This is a genomic window from Georgenia alba (assembly GCF_042665525.1).
In the GTDB taxonomy this organism is placed as follows: Bacteria; Actinomycetota; Actinomycetes; order Actinomycetales; family Actinomycetaceae; genus Allobogoriella; species Allobogoriella alba.
Map to the genome: position 1 here is coordinate 1,449,075 of NZ_JBHTCQ010000001.1, position 14,913 is coordinate 1,463,987.

The 14,913-nt window shown below is 73.4% G+C and carries 14 protein-coding genes, 1 tRNA gene and 1 riboswitch; of the genes, 10 read left to right on the forward strand and 5 right to left on the reverse strand.

Annotated features, from left to right (window positions below):
* Positions 1 to 62 precede the first annotated feature (62 nt).
* A complete protein-coding gene (locus tag ACFQQL_RS06670; RefSeq protein ID WP_382392521.1) occupies positions 63 to 1,928 on the forward strand; it encodes an arylsulfotransferase family protein in 1,866 nt (621 codons plus the stop codon).
* 221 nt (positions 1,929 to 2,149) lie between these two features.
* Positions 2,150 to 2,833 carry a deoxyribose-phosphate aldolase gene (gene deoC / locus ACFQQL_RS06675; RefSeq protein ID WP_382393792.1) on the forward strand — a complete coding sequence of 228 codons (684 nt, stop codon included), beginning with the start codon at positions 2,150 to 2,152 and terminating at the stop codon, positions 2,831 to 2,833.
* 1 nt (position 2,834) lies between these two features.
* Here the strand turns inward: deoC and ACFQQL_RS06680 are convergent, their stop codons facing one another.
* Both ACFQQL_RS06680 and ACFQQL_RS06685 read right to left on the reverse strand, forming a co-directional pair.
* On the reverse strand, positions 2,835 to 3,806 hold the full coding sequence (locus tag ACFQQL_RS06680; protein WP_382392523.1) for a citrate/2-methylcitrate synthase: 972 nt from the start codon (positions 3,804 to 3,806) through the stop codon (positions 2,835 to 2,837).
* 38 nt (positions 3,807 to 3,844) lie between these two features.
* Entirely contained in the window at positions 3,845 to 4,423 is a 579-nt protein-coding gene (locus ACFQQL_RS06685; RefSeq protein WP_465254028.1) for a TIGR00645 family protein, read from the reverse strand.
* 239 nt (positions 4,424 to 4,662) lie between these two features.
* Here ACFQQL_RS06685 and ACFQQL_RS06690 point away from each other — a divergent pair, with 239 nt between their 5' ends.
* The 3 genes from ACFQQL_RS06690 to ACFQQL_RS06700 all read left to right on the forward strand — a co-directional run bounded on the left by ACFQQL_RS06690 (position 4,663) and on the right by ACFQQL_RS06700 (position 7,559).
* Positions 4,663 to 5,391: a metal-dependent transcriptional regulator gene (locus ACFQQL_RS06690; protein WP_382392527.1), complete on the forward strand. Its 729-nt coding sequence runs from the start codon at positions 4,663 to 4,665 to the stop codon at positions 5,389 to 5,391.
* Between the two features lie 123 nt (positions 5,392 to 5,514).
* Positions 5,515 to 5,679: riboswitch (cyclic di-AMP (ydaO/yuaA leader) on the forward strand.
* A 3-nt stretch (positions 5,680 to 5,682) separates the two neighbouring features.
* Positions 5,683 to 6,456: a C40 family peptidase gene (locus ACFQQL_RS06695; RefSeq protein WP_382392529.1), complete on the forward strand. Its 774-nt coding sequence runs from the start codon at positions 5,683 to 5,685 to the stop codon at positions 6,454 to 6,456.
* Positions 6,457 to 6,635: 179 nt separating this feature from the next.
* Positions 6,636 to 7,559, forward strand: coding sequence for a universal stress protein (locus ACFQQL_RS06700; RefSeq protein WP_382392531.1), 924 nt, complete (start codon positions 6,636 to 6,638; stop codon positions 7,557 to 7,559).
* Positions 7,560 to 7,565: 6 nt separating this feature from the next.
* On the opposite strand, the gene rocD is transcribed toward ACFQQL_RS06700, so the two are convergent.
* Complete coding sequence (gene rocD / locus ACFQQL_RS06705; RefSeq protein WP_382392533.1) at positions 7,566 to 8,801, reverse strand: ornithine--oxo-acid transaminase; 1,236 nt, start codon at positions 8,799 to 8,801, stop codon at positions 7,566 to 7,568.
* 333 nt (positions 8,802 to 9,134) lie between these two features.
* Here rocD and ACFQQL_RS06710 point away from each other — a divergent pair, with 333 nt between their 5' ends.
* Entirely contained in the window at positions 9,135 to 10,520 is a 1,386-nt protein-coding gene (locus ACFQQL_RS06710; RefSeq protein ID WP_382392535.1) for a dicarboxylate/amino acid:cation symporter, read from the forward strand.
* A 3-nt stretch (positions 10,521 to 10,523) separates the two neighbouring features.
* Here ACFQQL_RS06710 and ACFQQL_RS06715 read toward each other — a convergent pair whose 3' ends face one another.
* On the reverse strand, positions 10,524 to 10,862 hold the full coding sequence (locus tag ACFQQL_RS06715; protein ID WP_382392537.1) for an STAS domain-containing protein: 339 nt from the start codon (positions 10,860 to 10,862) through the stop codon (positions 10,524 to 10,526).
* 138 nt (positions 10,863 to 11,000) lie between these two features.
* Here ACFQQL_RS06715 and ACFQQL_RS06720 point away from each other — a divergent pair, with 138 nt between their 5' ends.
* A complete protein-coding gene (locus ACFQQL_RS06720) occupies positions 11,001 to 12,221 on the forward strand; it encodes a M20 family metallopeptidase (RefSeq protein WP_382392538.1) in 1,221 nt (406 codons plus the stop codon).
* Positions 12,222 to 12,249: 28 nt separating this feature from the next.
* Here the strand turns inward: ACFQQL_RS06720 and ACFQQL_RS06725 are convergent, their stop codons facing one another.
* On the reverse strand, positions 12,250 to 12,816 hold the full coding sequence (locus ACFQQL_RS06725) for a type 1 glutamine amidotransferase domain-containing protein (RefSeq protein ID WP_382392540.1): 567 nt from the start codon (positions 12,814 to 12,816) through the stop codon (positions 12,250 to 12,252).
* A gap of 104 nt (positions 12,817 to 12,920) precedes the next feature.
* Here ACFQQL_RS06725 and ACFQQL_RS06730 point away from each other — a divergent pair.
* The 3 genes from ACFQQL_RS06730 to ACFQQL_RS06740 all read left to right on the forward strand — a co-directional run bounded on the left by ACFQQL_RS06730 (position 12,921) and on the right by ACFQQL_RS06740 (position 14,886).
* Positions 12,921 to 12,993 (forward strand) — tRNA-Arg (locus tag ACFQQL_RS06730).
* A gap of 40 nt (positions 12,994 to 13,033) precedes the next feature.
* Positions 13,034 to 13,945 carry an ROK family protein gene (locus ACFQQL_RS06735; RefSeq protein ID WP_382392542.1) on the forward strand — a complete coding sequence of 304 codons (912 nt, stop codon included), beginning with the start codon at positions 13,034 to 13,036 and terminating at the stop codon, positions 13,943 to 13,945.
* Positions 13,942 to 14,886, forward strand: a complete 945-nt coding sequence (locus tag ACFQQL_RS06740) for a 1-phosphofructokinase family hexose kinase (protein WP_382392544.1) — start codon at positions 13,942 to 13,944, stop codon at positions 14,884 to 14,886. Before ACFQQL_RS06735 ends, ACFQQL_RS06740 begins: the two co-directional genes overlap by 4 nt.
* The last annotated feature ends 27 nt before the right edge of the window (positions 14,887 to 14,913 follow it).

Consider the following 14,913-nt stretch of genomic DNA (forward strand, 5'->3'; position numbering starts at 1 on the left):
CAGCGCGGCGCCGGCATGGCACCCTCGGGCGAGATGAGCCGCCATCGAGGAAGCCCGGGTCGATGAGGAGACCGAGCAGGCGTGGCCGCCGGATGCGTGCGGTCGCGGCCTCGGCGACCGGCGCCCTCCTCGTCGTGGGACTCCTTGCCTACGACTCGGGAGACATCTCGCCGCCCGAGCCGGAGCCGGCCGCGCCGATCGAGGCCGGCTCGGGGGACGTCAGCGCTTTCCCGATGCCCGGCACGAGGACGATCTCGACGCAGGCCGAGCTCAGCTTCCGCGGGGCCACCGACCTCGGCGAGGTCACCGTCGTCGGGTCGTCGTCCGGTGAGCACACCGGCCGGCTGCTGGCTCACAGCGACGGCGCCGGCACCTCGTGGGTGCCCGACGAGCAGTTCGACGTCGGCGAGGAGGTCACGGTGCGCACCGACCTGGACGTGCGTGGCGCCGACGACGGCGACTACACCCTCACCGTCGCCGAACCCGGCCGGCGACCGGAGCTCGAGGAGCCACCGGTCACCCGGGCCGTGACGAACGCCGAGGAGGGCGAGGTCCCCGCCGAGCTGGTGCGGCACTTCCGCTCCGAGCCCGACCTGCAGCCGCCGCTCGTCGAGGTCTCCGGACCGGAGGCCGGCACCACCACGCCGCCGGCCGGCGGGGCGGACGCCTCGCCCGGCCTGACCGCGATCGGCGTGAAGGGGGGCTTCGGGCAGAAGGGCCCGATGCTCGTCGATGACGCGGGCGAGCCGGTCTGGTTCCACCCGGTCGACGGCACGGACGCTCGGGACGTGCAGGTCCAGACCCTCCACGGCGAGCCGGTCCTCACCTGGTGGGAAGGGCGCCAGCCCATCGGCTACGGGTACGGGCACGGCGTGGTCGTGGACCAGACCTACACCGAGATCGCTCGCTTCGACATGGCGAGCGGATACGACGCCGACTCCCACGAGATCCTGCTCACCGACTCCGGCACCGCCCTGATGCTCGCGTACGAGCCCGTGCGGATGGACACCTCGCACATCGGGGGATGGGCGCGCGGGGAGGTGGTCGACAACGTGATCCAGGAGATCGATCTGGAGACCGGGGCGCTCCTCTTCGAGTGGCACAGCGTGGGGCAGGTCGCGCTCGAGGAGTCCTACCTCGACGAGAGCTACCTCGACGTCGGCGACGAGCCGTACGACTACTTCCACCTCAACTCCATCGACGTCGACGACGACGGCGACCTGCTCCTCTCGGCACGGCACGCCTGCGCCGCCTACAAGATCGACCGGGAGACCGGCTCTCTGCAGTGGCGCCTGGGCGGCACGGACTCGGACTTCACCATGGGCGAGGGCACCACCTTCCTCAAGCAGCACGACGTGCGCCGCACCGAGGACGGCACCATTACCCTGTTCGACAACGGCGGCACCTGCGGCGAGACGACCCGGGAGAGGAGCCGCGGGATCGCGTTGCGGCTCGACGAGGCGGCGATGACCGCGGAGCTGGCCCGCGAGGTCGAGCACCCGGACGGGCTGTGGTCGGAGAGCCAGGCCAACTACCGCGAGCTTCCCGGCGTGGGGTCCCACCTCGGCTGGGGCAGCCTGCCGCGCTGGTCCCTCCTCGACCCCGACGGTGAGCTGCTGCTCGACGCGCGCATGCCCGAGGATCTCATCGTCACCTCGTACCGGGCGCAGCGGGTGGAGTGGACCGGTCGGCCGACGACCGACCCGGCCGCCGTCTTGGCAGGCGACGCCGTGCACGTCTCGTGGAACGGCGCCACCGACGTCGCGGCCTGGCGCGTCGTCACGTCCGCCGGCGCGGAGGTCGCCAGCGCCCCGCGGGACGGGTTCGAGACGGCGGTCGCGGTCGGTTCCGACGTCTCGCCCGCCGGCCTCACGGTCGAGGCGCTCGACGCGGCCGGCGAGGTGGTCGGCGCGGCACCCGTGCGGTGATCCGGTGGCAGGTTCCTGCCATGGCAGCGACGTGCCATCGAGCGCGGTTCCGGCCGGACCTCGTCGAGTTCTACGCTGGTTCGGCACACCTCAGAACTGCGATCGGGCCGACGCGCACCGGCCCTGTCGCACCACTTCGGCCCGGCGACCAGGGAGCCGGGCCGAAGTTGTGTCCGGGCGCCCGCTCCGAAAGGCTGAGCACCATGACTTCACCGGACCTCATGGAGGCTGCCGCCCGGCGGCTCGGCACGATCGATGCCGGCTCTGTCGCAGCGATCGTGGACCACACGCTGCTCAAGCCGGAGGCCACCGGCGACCAGGTCGCCGACCTCGTGGCGGAGGCGCGCCGGCTCGGGGCCTACTCGGTGTGCGTCTCCCCGTCGATGCTGCCGCTCGCCGACATCCGTGACGTCAAGGTCGCCACCGTGTGCGGCTTCCCCTCGGGAGCGCACCACCGCGAGGTCAAGGCCGCCGAGGCCGCCCGGTGCGTGGCCGACGGCGTCGACGAGATCGACATGGTCCTCAACCTGGCGCTGGCCACCACGGGGCAGTACGACGAGGTCCGCGCCGAGATCGCGGCGGTCCGTGAGGCCGCGACCGCACCGGTGGTCCTCAAGGTCATCATCGAGTCCGCCGCGCTGACGGACGAGCAGATCGTCGAGGTGTGCCGCGCCGCGGAAGCCGCCGGCGCGGACTTCGTCAAGACCTCCACGGGTTTCCATCCGGCCGGTGGCGCCAGCGTCCACGCGGTCGAGCTCATGGACCGCACCGTCGGCGGCCGGCTGGGGATCAAGGCGTCCGGTGGCATCCGCACCACCGAGGCCGCCCTGCAGATGATCGCCGCCGGCGCTACCCGGCTCGGGCTGTCCGGGACGGCCACCGTCGTCGAGGGGCTGCCGTCCTGAGTCAGTTCCGGCCCGCGTGCACCTCGAGCACGTGTGCCGACCAGCCGGCCGTTCGCCCGCAGAGGTAGAAGGCGCACATCAGCCGGGGCGGCACGCCGATGTGGTCGAGGAGCACGGCGCCCCAGAACACCGTGCTGGGGACGGCCCGGTCGGGCGGGACCCCGCGTCCCCGGAGGGCCTCGGTGCCCGCGGCGGCGACGGCGTCCGCGGCCTGCAGGCGTCGCGCGCCCGCCGTCACGCACGCCTCACGGACCGCACGTGCGCGCACCCCGGAGGGCGAGCCGTCGCCGAAGCCGGGCAACGAGCCGTGCGCGTCCAGGTGCTCGGCGACAGCCGTCGGTGCCGCCCCGGTGCGTTCCGCCTGCTCGACCAGCGCGAGGCAGCGGGCGACTGCGCCGCCCAGGAACGGGCTGCCCGCCACCGCCACCGCGGCGGCCAGGCACGAGGCGACGTCGGAGCCCACCTCGGCGGCCAGCCGCGCCGTCCGGGTCGAAGGGGACAGCCCGTTCTCCGCCACCGCGAGCCAGAACGCGTCGAGCGCCCGCACGGCGGCGGGGTCCGCCTCGCCGCGCCACCGGACGAGGAACCGTTCGGTCACCGTCTCGACGAGGTCGACCTCGCGCTGCGGCACGGCCGGCACGTCCTCCCCGCGCGCCGACTGCGCCACGAAGCTCAGCGTCATCGCCGAGGCCCGGGCGAGGTTGTCCCGGGCCTGCGGCACCGAGATCTCGCCGAGCGGGCGGTAGGACCAGGCGGGCGTGAGCTGCGCCAGGGCGGAGAGCACGTCGGCACGGGTGTCGCCGGTGCGTACGGGCAGCCGATAGGGCTCGGCGGGCGGAAGCCCTCGGGCGCTGCCGACCAGCAGTCCCCAGAGACGGTCGAACGGCGTCCCCAGCACCTCGGAGAGGCGCACGCCGCGGTATCTCGGTTCGTCGTCGTCGTCGACCACGAAGATCGGAGGTGTGGCGCCCATCACGCCGCAGCGTATGGGGGAGGTGGCCGGAGGGGAAATCAGCGGACGGCGACGCCGTCCTGCAGCTCCGCGTCCAGCTGGGCGCCCCGCTTCTCCGCGTTGCGGGCCGACGTCGACATCTTGTCGATCGCGGCCAGTGCGAACGCCGAGACGATGAACGTCACGTGGATGACCACCTGCCAGAGCACGCCCTGGGCGGTGTACGTCTCGCCGGTCTCCGACGGCACCCCGGAACCCAGGTCGCCCACCTCGATGAAGGTCTTGAGGAGGTGGATCGAGGAGATGCCGATGATGGCCATCGCGAGCTTGACCTTCAGCACGTTCGCGTTGACGTGCGAGAGCCACTCGGGCTGGTCCGGGTGGCCGTCGATGTTGATGCGCGAGACAAACGTCTCGTACCCGCCGATGATCACCATGATGAGCAGGTTCGCGATCATCACGACGTCGATCAGGGCCAGCACCGCGAGCATCACGGTGGCCTCGGTGAACGGCGCCTCGCCGGCGAAGACGTCGTGCATGAGGTGCCACAGCTCGACCATGAAGACGTACACGTAGACGCCCTGCGCCACGATCAGCCCGAGGTAGAGCGGCGCCTGCAACCAGCGACTCGCGAAGATCGAGTAGCCGACGAACGCTGCCCAGGGCGTACGCCTGAACTCCCGACCCGGTGTCTGTGTGGCGACCACCCCTGCGTCCTCCCGCTCGTCGACTGCGCAGAGTGTACGGATGCGCGGGGCAGAACCGGTAGCCGGCACCGGCCCGAGGCCGCGGCAGCCGCGGACCTCGCCTCCTCCCTATCCTTGAGCGGGACGGTCCCGCCGCGCGACGCTGGACCGAGGACGGTTAAGGAGCGGGCGTGAGCGACCTCATCGACACCACCGAGATGTACCTCAAGACGGTGTACGAGCTCGAGGAGGAGGGCGTGGTGCCGCTGCGGGCCCGGATCGCCGAGCGCCTGGGCCACTCCGGCCCGACCGTGTCGCAGACGGTGGCCCGCATGGAGCGCGACGGGTTGCTGGTGCTGACCGACAACCGGCAGCTCGAGCTGACCGAGACGGGTCGCGACAAGGCGATCCGGGTCATGCGCAAGCACCGTCTCGCCGAGCGGCTGCTCGTGGACGTCGTGGGACTGGACTGGCCGCACGTGCACGAGGAAGCCTGCCGGTGGGAGCACGTCATGAGCGAGCAGGTCGAGCGCCGCCTCGTGGAGATCCTCGACCATCCGCACGTGGACCCGTACGGGAACCCCATCCCCGGGCTCGCCGACCTCGGGGAGTCGTCCGGCGGGCCCGGCGTCGCGGGCCGCGCACTGACCGAGCTCGTCGCCGAGGTCGCGCCGGGCGCCGGACGCCGCGACGGCGACGGCGCCGCCCGCGAGGTCGTGCTCGACCGGATCGGCGAGCCGCTGCAGGTCGACGTCGAGCTGCTGGCGCGCATGGCGGAGGCGGGCCTGCGCCCCGGCGTGCGGCTGGAGCTGCGGGTCCTGCCCGGGGGTGACGTCGTGGCGCTGCACGCGCCCGGCTCGTCCGTCGAGCTCGAGGTGCCGGACGAGATCGCGCGGCACCTCTTCGTCACCGACGGGTGAGGTTGGCCACGGTCGGTGACGACGATGTGACAGAACCGTGACCATCTGGGTAATGTGCCCACGCTCCACGGTCCCTCCTCGTGGAGCCCTTGGAGCGGCTCGCCGAACCCTGCCGCCGCCCCGGGTCGGTGCGAGCGAGATCGATCGGCAGGGACGGGGAAACCAGGTAGGACGTCGGACGGGCACGCGTGTGCCGGCCGACTCGGGGTGAAGCACGGTCCAGACCGTGCCGGGCTGCTCCGGCCCGAACCCGACAGCTCACCTCGTAGGCAAATCAGGAGAGGTCCGTTCTTGTCCGAAGCCATGAAGGGCCGGCATCGTGCGCCGGTGCGGCCGGTGACCCCGTTCACCGGCCTGTCCACCACCACCCGCCGCGGCATGATGACCGTCGCCTCGTCCGGCCTCGCGCTGACGATGGCGGCCTCCTCGGCCGCCGCGGCTCCCGAGACCGCGACCACGCAGGCGCAGCCGCAGGCCGACGTCACCGTCACCGGTGAGGCCCGCGCCGCGCTGGTCACCACCCCCGAGGTCACCACCTCCGCCGACGCGTCCTGGTCCGTCGAGGCCGTCAGCGCCGAGGCGACCCCGCCGCCGCCGGAGCCCGAGCCGGAGCCGGTGATCGAGCGCGACTCCGCCGTGTCCCGCGACACCTACCGCGAGGACATCTCGTCCACCTCCTCGGCGGCCGCGCCGTCGACCAGCGAGACGGCCTCCTCGGCGCCGGCCTCCGGGATCGGCGCACAGATCGTCGCCATCGCCCGGCAGTACATCGGCACGCCGTACGTCTACGGCGGCTCGACCCCGGCCGGCTTCGACTGCTCCGGGTTCACCCAGTACGTGTTCGCCCAGGTCGGCATCTCGCTGCCGCGCTCCTCCAGCGCCCAGTACGGCTCCGGGTACGTGGTCTCCGCCGCCGAGGCCCAGCCCGGCGACCTGATCTGGGCCCCGGGTCACGTGGGGATCTACACCGGAAACGGCCAGCACATCGCCGCCCGGAACCCCTCCACGCCACTGACCGAGGGGCCGATCTACCTGTCGAACCCGGTCTTCATCCGCGTCGCCTGACGACCGGTCGCACGGCCTTCGCACGGGCCCACCCCGCTCGGGGTGGGCCCGTCGTCGTCCGCGGGCCGGCCCTCCCGGCCGCGCCGCGTGTCGATGCGGTGACCACGACCGCTCTCGGCCGTTAAGGTTCGGGTGAAGGCAACACCACGGTCAACGCCCCGTCAACGAAGGAGCGGCACATGACCCGGGAGAAGGTCGTCGTCGTCGGCGTCGACGGCTCCGAGGCCAGCCTCGGCGCGGTCGACTGGGCCGTCGCGGAAGCACAGCGCACCGGGTGGCGCCTCCACGTCGTGTGCGCCTACGCCCTGCCGTCGTTCACCGCGGCCTCGCTCGACGGTGGGTACGCCGCCATGGACGACACGGCGATCCACTCCGGCGCGCAGGCCGTCGTCGACGAGGCGGTCGCCCGGACCGAAGGCAGCTCCGTCGTCGTCACCTCGGCGCTGGAGACCGGTGACCCGGCCGGGGTCCTCGTCGACCTCTCGCGCGAGGCCAGCATGGTGGTGGTCGGTACGCGCGGCGGCGGCGGGTTCACCGATCGTCTGCTGGGCACGGTCTCCTCGGCGCTGCCCGCGCACGCGCACTGCCCGACGGTGGTCGTCCCGCTCAAGGCCAGCCGGCAGTACACGCCGGTGCGCCGCATCGTGGTGGGCGTCGACGGGTCGGAGTCCGCGCGCGTGGCGCTGCGCCGCGCGATCGACGAGGCGGAGGTGTGGGACGCGGAGCTGAGCGCCGTCGCGGCCGTCCCGATCGCGACCGGCGCCGGTGCGATGGCGTGGCTGCCCGCCGCGGTGGACCGCGAGGATGTGCTGGCCGACGTCCGCGAAGGGCTCCGGGTGGCGGTCGAGTCCGCCGTCGGGGACCGATCGGTCGCGGTGCGCCAGCACGCCCTGGACGGGAACGCCGCCGCGCTCATGGCCGAGTTCTCCACGGCCGTGGAGCTGGTCGTGGTGGGGTCACGTGGACGCGGCGGGTTCGCCGGTCTGCTCCTGGGCTCCACGAGCCAGGCGGTGCTGCACCACGCCGCCTCACCGGTGATGGTGGTCCCGGCGCGATCCGCCGACGAGGGCCTGAGCCCGACCGACGTGCCCTGGAACCGGTAGGCGGCCTCAGCGCGTCTCGGCGCGGCGGCGGCGCAGCACCTCGGCGAGCGTCTCGAGGGCGGTCTCGAGGTCGGCCCGTTCGATCGTCAGGGGCGGTGCGAGCCGGATCGTGGTGCCGTGGGTGTCCTTGGTCAGCACCCCCGCGGCGGCGAGCAGCTCACACGTCTGGCGGCCGCTGAGGCCCAGCGACGGCTCGACGTCGAGTCCGGCCCACAGTCCCACGGTCCGGGCCGCGGCGAGCAGCCCCTCCCGGACAAGGTTCTCGGCGCGCTCGGCGAGCACCGTGCCGAGCTCGGCGGCGCGCGCCTGCAGCGTCCCCGGCGTGAGGAGGTCGACCACGGCAAGGCCGACGGCGCAGGCGAGGGGGTTGCCGCCGAAGGTCGAGCCGTGCGTGCCGGGTGTGAGCACACCCAGCACGTCACGCCGACCGACGACGGCGGAGACGGGCATGATGCCGCCACCGAGCGCCTTCCCGAGGGTGGTGAGGTCGGCGCGCACCCCGGCGAGGTCCTGCGCCAAGGTGGTGCCCGTCCGGCCGAGACCGGACTGGATCTCGTCCAGCACGAGCAGGATGCCGCGCTCGTCGCACAGCCGGCGCAGCCCGGGCAGGTAGTCCGGCGGCGGAACGAGGACGCCCGCCTCGCCCTGCACGGGCTCGACCAGGACCGCGACGGTCGTGGAGTCGACCGCGGCGGCAGCCGCCTCGGCGTCCCCGAACGGCACGACCCGGAACCCCGGCGTGTACGGGCCGAAGCCCGCACGCATCTCCCGCTCGTCGCTCATCGACACGATCGTCGTCGTACGACCGTGGAACGCGCCCGAGGCGACGACGATCGTGGCCTCCCCGTCCGGCACCCCCAGGACGTCGTACCCCCACTTCCGAGCCGCCTTGACGGCCGTCTCGACCGCCTCGGCGCCGGTGTTCATCGGCAGCAGCATCTCGGTGCCGGTCAGCGCGGTCACGGCCCGGGCGAACGGTTCGAGGAGGTCGTGCGAGAACGCCCGGGAGGTGAGGGTCAGCGTGTCCAGCTGGCGATGCGCCGCGGCGACCAGCGCCGGGTGGCGGTGCCCGAAGTTCAGCGCCGAGTACCCGGCCAGGCAGTCGAGGTACCGGCGCCCGGCCACGTCCGTGACCCAGGTGCCGTCGCCCTCGACGAGGACCACGTCGAGCGGACGGTAGTTCGGCGCGAGTGCGGAGCCGTGCGCCACGGAGGGCGGGGCAGGGGGCGTCTGGTCGAGCACGGTCCCTCCTCGGAGTCTCGGCACCGACGCTAGGTCCTGCTCCCACGGCGCGGAAGGAGGCTCACCGCGCGGTGCGTCTCGAACTGTGGAACGACCCGCGGGCCGCCGTTGTGCCCACGGATCGCGGTCTACGCTGAGCGCCGTACGTCGCCGCAGCCTTCGGCGACCCTCATCCGGGAGTGGACGTGCGCAACCCCTGGCACCTCACCGTTCGTCTCGCCGTCGACCTGTGTCGCACGGCGACGATGACGTGTCCGGGTACGCCCTCGCACGTCTGAGACACCGTCCCGTCCGTCACTCCCTGCGCGCCACGCGCACAGAAAGGCTCCTCTCGTGTCCTCCGCTCCTGCGCGGCGGCGGCTCCGGCTGCCGTCCTTCAGCGTCCAGATCGTCCTCGGCCTTCTCCTCGGCGTGCTCCTCGGCTGGCTCGCCCTGACCATCGGTCCCCGTCCCGACGGCACGGACAACGGGCTCACCGTCGCCCTGTCGACCGTCGGTGACGCCTTCGTCACCCTCCTCAAGGCGGTCGTCCCGCCGCTGGTCTTCACCGCCATCGTCGCCTCGATCGCCAACCTCCGTGGTGTGGCCAACGGCGCCCGCCTGGCGGCTCAGACGCTGCTGTGGTTCGCCGTCACCGCCCTCGTCGCGGTGAGCCTCGGCATCGGCCTCGGCCTGATCCTGCGGCCCGGGGCCAACACCGCGGTCAGCCCGGACGAGGCCGCGAGCCCGGACAGCACGGGGTCCTGGCTCGACTTCCTCCAGGGTCTGGTGCCCGTGAACGTCCTGGGCCTGGCCGCCGAGTCGGCGCCCGAGACGGCGGAGGACGGCTCCCTCCTCGGCGTGACGACCGAGGTGAGCTTCAACGTCCTGCAGCTCATCGTCGTCGCGCTCGCGATCGGGGTGGCGGCGCTCAAGGTCGGCCGCAAGGCCGAGCCGTTCCTGACCTTCAACGCCTCGTTCCTGGCGATCGTGCAGACAGTGCTGTGGTGGATCATCCGGCTTGCGCCGATCGGCACGCTCGGCCTGATCGGACGTGCCGTCGCCACCTACGGGTGGGGCTCGCTGACCAGTCTCGGCACCTTCGCCGCGGCCATCTATCTCGGCCTGGCGCTCGTGCTGCTCGTCGTCTACCCGGTGCTGCTGCGGGCGCACGGCCTGAACCCGCTCAGCTACTTCCGCGGTGCCTGGCCGGCCATCCAGCTCGGCTTCGTCTCCCGCTCCTCGATCGGCACGCTCCCGGTCACCGAGCGGGTCACCCACCGCAACCTCGGGGTGCCGCGGGCGTACGCCTCGTTCGCCGTCCCGCTCGGGTCGACGACGAAGATGGACGGCTGCGCCGCGATCTACCCGGCGATCGCCGCGATCTTCGTGGCGCAGTTCTACGGGGTGGAGCTGGCGGTCACGGACTACCTGCTCATCGCGTTCGTCAGCGTGGTGGGCTCGGCCGCCACGGCCGGCCTGACCGGAGCGACCGTCATGCTCACGCTGACGCTGTCTACGCTCGGCCTGCCGCTCGAGGGCGTCGGGCTGCTGCTCGCCATCGACCCGATCCTCGACATGGGGCGGACGGCCCTCAACGTCGCCGGGCAGGCGCTGGTGCCGGTCATCGTGGCGAAGCGCGAGCGGATGCTCGACGTCGAGCGGTACGACTCGGCGAACGCGGAGAACCTGTTCGACGAAGACGAGACCTCGGCCCGACTGGCCGACGCCCCGCGGTGAGGCCTACTCGGGGAAGGCCGGGCAGTCCTCGAGGATCTCGACCTGCGCGGCCAGGCCGGTCACCGTCAGCAGGAACCGCACCGAGTCCGGTGGCTGGATGACCCGGACCGGCAACGACTGGGCGAGCTGAGCCAGGTGCGCGGCCCCGGTTGAGTCGATGAACGCGACCGTGCGGACGTCGACGTCCACCGGGGCCGCCGCGGCACGGCACTCGAGCACGGCGGTCGTCAGCTCCTGCTCCACGGCGTCGTCCAGCTCGCCGGAGAGCACGAGGCGGGTCCGGGCGGGGGAGAACAGGACGGCGACCGAACCGGTCTCTCCGCCCTCCGGCGTGCTCGCCATGCTCCCGCCCTTCTCGGTGGCGACAGCCCCCAACATCGACCCCTGCCATCCAAAGGTCCCACACGTGGCGCGGCCGTGGGCGCGGTTTCCGGCATGATTCCGTCTCGTTGCCCTCGCCCCTGGACGGAAGGAGACCTCGTGACCGGCAGATGGCACGACGGCGCAGGAACGACCCGGCCCGCCCCCACCGTCCCGCCGCCGGAGGCTGCGGACGGGCTGGACGTCCGCGCGATGGCGGACTGGCTGGCCGGGCACCGCGAGGAGATTGTCGCGGACCTGCTCGACCTCGTCGGCCGGGAGAGCCCCAGTGACGACCCAGGGCTGCTCGCCGACCTGCTGGCGCACCTGGAGGACTGGGTGGGTCGGCGGCTCGGCGCACCCGAGGCGCGCACCCTGCACACCGCCGAGGGGTTCGGCCCGGTGGCCGTGCTCGACCTGCCCGGGCACGGGGACGGCCGCCTGGTCGCCCTGTGCCACTACGACACGGTCTTCCCCGCGGGCACCCTCGAGGAGCGGCCCGCCGCGCTGGACGGGGACCGCCTCACCGGACCCGGCGTCTTCGACATGAAGGCGGGCCTCGTGCAGTGCGTGTGGGCCCTGCGCGCCCTCGACGCGCTCGGTGCTCGTCGGCCCCCGGTCCGGCTCGTCCTCAACGGGGACGAGGAGATCGGTAGCCTCTTCTCCCGCCCGATCATCGAGGAGGCTGCCGCCGGGGCGGCAGCGGTCCTCGTCTTCGAGGCGAGCGTCGACGGTGCGCTGAAGACCGCGCGCAAGGGTGTGGGCCTCTTCGACGTCACGGTCCACGGTGTGGAGTCGCACGCCGGGCTGGACCCCGAGGCGGGGGCGAGCGCGGTGTCCGGCCTGGCGCACGTCGTGGCCGCGCTGGACGCGGGTGAGGACCTGAACCGGGGGACCTCCATCAACGTCGGGGTGATCCGTGGCGGCACCCGGGCCAACGTGGTCGCCGGGCACGCGGCGGCCGGCATCGACGTCCGGGTCAGCACCCGGGCCGAGCAGGACCGGGTCGATGAGCTCATGCGCTCGCTGCGTGCGCCGGACGAGCGGGTGAGTGTCGAGGTCACCGGCGGGTGGAACCGGCCGGTGATGGAGCGCACCGCCGGGGTCGCGGCCATGTACGAGCTCGCCCGGGCCGTCGCGGCGCAGATGGGGGTGGACCTGCGCGAGCAGTCGGTGGGTGGTGCCAGCGACGGGAACTTCGTCGCCGCGCTCGGTCTGCCGGTCCTGGACGGCCTCGGCGCCGTCGGGAGCGGGGCGCACGCGCGGCACGAGAACGCCTCGGTCACCGGGATGATCGAACGGGCCGCCGTGGCGGCGGGCGTCGTCGCCGCGTTCGGCTGACGACGCCCGCGCCCGGCTTCGGCTCCCGTCAGCCGCTCGCCGCCGCGGAGGCGGTCTGACCCTCGTGGAGGCCCTCGCCGATCTCCTCGACGAGCTTGTCGTTGAACGCGGGCAGGTCGTCCGGCACCCGGCTGGAGACCAGGCCCTGGTCGACGACGACCTCCTCGTCCACCCAGGTGGCGCCCGCGTTGCGCAGGTCCGTCTGCAGGCTGGGGTAGGAGGTCAGCGTCCGTCCGCGAAGGACGTCGGCGTCGGTGAGGATCCAGCCGCCGTGGCAGATGACGCCGACCGGCTTGTGCTGGGCGAAGATGTCGCGGGTGAACGCCACGGCCGCGGCGTCCATCCGCAGGTGGTCCCCGTTCACCACGCCACCGGGCAGGACGAGCGCGTCGAAGTCGGCGGCGCTCGCGTCGCCGGTGGCGAGGTCCACCTGGGCCTCGTGGCCGTTCTTGCCCGTGATGGTGCCGGTCGAGGGGGAGACGAGGACCGCCTCCGCACCGGCGTTCGTCACCGCCTCCCAGGGGCTCCTGAGCTCGCTGTCCTCGAAGCCGTTCGTGGCGAGGAACGCGACCTTCTTGCCGGTGAGATGAGCCATGGTGCTACTCCTTCCTGACGTGGAGTGCGTCTGTGGCTCCCACGCTAGGAGGCCGGCCAGGACCCGGCATCTCGAGACGGCGGGTACGCTTGTCGGCGGTCCCGGCCCTCGTAGCTCAGGGGATAGAGCACCGCTCTCCTAAAGCGGGTGTCGCAGGTTCGAATCCTGCCGGGGGCACCGTGCGCGGGGGCTGATTCGCAAGGGCGGAGGAGGGGGCGTGGCCGACCTGCCGGACAGTCCTGCGCACACCCCGCCGCAGCACGTCGTGGCGGTCGACGTCGGTGGGACCACCATCAAGGCCGGACGGGTCGCCCGGGACGGGACGTTGACCAGCAGTCGCACGATCCCGACGCCGCCCGACGTGGCCGATCTGCTGACCGCCGTGCGGCGCACCGTCGCCGAGTGCGGACCCACGGACCCGGTCGGCGTGGTGACCGCCGGCCTGACCGACGAGCGGTCCGGCACGGTGTTGCAGGCGGCCAACCTCGGCTGGCGCGACCTGCCGCTGCGCGACCGTCTCACCGAGGCGCTGGGACGGCCCGTGGCCTTCGGGCACGACGTCCGCGGCGCGGCCCTCGCCGAGCTCCGGTGGGGTGCGGGTGAGCCGGACATGCTCTTCGTCCCGATCGGCACCGGGCTCGCCGTCGCGGTGGTGGTCGACGGCGAGGTGCGCGGCACCGGATGGTCGGGCGAGATCGGCCAGGTGCTCGTGCCCGACCCGGACGGGCCGGGTCGTGTCCGGCTGGAGGAGATCGCCTCGGCGCGCGGCATCGCCCGGCGCTACGCGGCGCGCGCCGGGTGCCCGGTGGACGGCTCGCGGGAGGTGCTGCGCAAGCTCGAGGACTGCGACACCGACGCCCTGGACGCGGTCACGACGGCCGTCGCCCTGCTCGCCGACACGCTCGCCGCCGCGTCGGCGGTGCTGGGTCCGGTCCCCGTGGTGCTCGGCGGCGGGCTCGCCGAGGGCGGTGAGGCAGTCCTGGCCCCACTGCGTGCAGCCCTGGGGGAGCGACTCCCTGCCGAGGCCGTACCGCCGGTGCGGACCGCCCGGCTCGGCCGGTGGGCCGGCTGCCTCGGTGCCGCCGCGATCGCCTTCGCGACGGCGGAGGCCCGGGGGAGGGCCGCATGATCCTCACCGTCACGCCCAACCCCGCCCTCGACATCACCTACACGATCCCCCGGCTCGAGGTCGGCGGTGTCCACCGTGTCGGCACGGTGGTCGAGGCGCCGGGCGGCAAGGGCGTCAACGTCGCCCGGGTGCTCACCCAGCTCGGCGAGGCGGCCACCTGCACCGGCTTCCTGGGGGGCAGCACGGGTCGCCGACTCGCATCCGACCTCGACGCGGCGGGCATCCGGCAGGCGTGGGTCAGCGTCGACGGGGAGACCCGCCGGACCGTGACCGTCGTCAGTGACGACGACGCCACGATGTTCACCGAGCCGGGCCCGGTGGTCGACGCCACATGCTGGGAGCAGCTCAGCACGCGGACCGCCGAGCTGGTCCGTGCCGGTGACGCCCTGACCATCTCGGGCTCGCTGCCGCCCGGAACCCCGGAGCACGGCCTGGGCGACCTGGTGCGCGCGGTCGCGGCCCGCGGCGCCCGCGCCGTCGTCGACACCTCGGGGCACGGGTTGCGGGCGGCGGCGGACGCCGGCGCCCACGTCCTGAAGCCGAACGACGCCGAGCTACGAGACGCGACCGGGGAGGAGGACGTCGTGGCCGGCGCCCGGCGCCTCCTGGACCGCGGCGCGGGGTCGGTGCTCGTCTCCCGGGGCGCCGACGGACTGCTGCTGCTCGTCCGGGGCGCGCGCGGAGTTCGGGGCTGGCGCGCGCGGCCCGCCGAGATCCTGCGCGGCAACCCGACCGGTGCCGGCGACGCCGCCGTCGCCGCGGTCGCTCGTGCGCTGACCCAGGTCGGCGCCCCGCTCGAGGCGGTGCTCCCGGCCTGCGTGGCGGACGCGGTCGCGCTCTCCGGCGCCGCGGTGCTCGCTCCGATGGCCGGCGCCGTCGACGTCGCAGCCTACGAGCGGATGCGGACGAGAATCGTCATGGACGAGTTCTCACCCGGCTGACCACCGGTTTGGCAGGAACCTGCCATG

Coding starts and splice junctions, on each gene's coding strand:
- ACFQQL_RS06725 (WP_382392540.1), bottom strand. CDS start 12,816: ATGGCTCATCTCACCGGCAAGAAGGTCGCGTTCCTCGCCACGAACGGC.
- ACFQQL_RS06670 (WP_382392521.1), top strand. CDS start 63: ATGAGGAGACCGAGCAGGCGTGGCCGCCGGATGCGTGCGGTCGCGGCC.
- ACFQQL_RS06715 (WP_382392537.1), bottom strand. CDS start 10,862: ATGGCGAGCACGCCGGAGGGCGGAGAGACCGGTTCGGTCGCCGTCCTG.
- ACFQQL_RS06740 (WP_382392544.1), top strand. CDS start 13,942: ATGATCCTCACCGTCACGCCCAACCCCGCCCTCGACATCACCTACACG.
- ACFQQL_RS06680 (WP_382392523.1), bottom strand. CDS start 3,806: ATGGGCGCCACACCTCCGATCTTCGTGGTCGACGACGACGACGAACCG.
- ACFQQL_RS06700 (WP_382392531.1), top strand. CDS start 6,636: ATGACCCGGGAGAAGGTCGTCGTCGTCGGCGTCGACGGCTCCGAGGCC.
- deoC (WP_382393792.1), top strand. CDS start 2,150: ATGGAGGCTGCCGCCCGGCGGCTCGGCACGATCGATGCCGGCTCTGTC.